General features: G+C 43.1%; 1 protein-coding gene. It reads right to left on the bottom strand.

The window, feature by feature from the left end; translation table 11 throughout:
* On the bottom strand, positions 1 to 281 hold a 281-nt coding region (locus AAEZ03_RS26955; protein ID WP_350582874.1), incomplete at both ends, for a phosphoribosylformylglycinamidine synthase family protein.

Consider the following 281-nt stretch of genomic DNA (forward strand, 5'->3'; position numbering starts at 1 on the left):
GCGCAAAGCCAAATTCTGTATTGGCTGCTTCTAGTGCCGTACGACCTTGTCCAATCACATCGATATGATTAAGCGATGCTGGCTGCTCATCATCAAACAGCTTATTCACCTCATTTAAATCATAAACCAAGCTCTGCGTCATACGGTCAAACAATAATTGCTCAGCGGCTTTAGGTAACGTGTTATTGGTTGCACCTACCTCACCGTCTGTTTTTGCATCAATCGTTAGGGTATAAACGATGACGCGCTCGACACGGTTAATCTCAATATCACAGTTATTA

The organism is Pseudomonas sp. HY2-MNA-CIBAN-0224 (assembly GCF_040310285.1).
Lineage (GTDB): Bacteria > Pseudomonadota > Gammaproteobacteria > Pseudomonadales > Pseudomonadaceae > Aquipseudomonas > Aquipseudomonas helleri.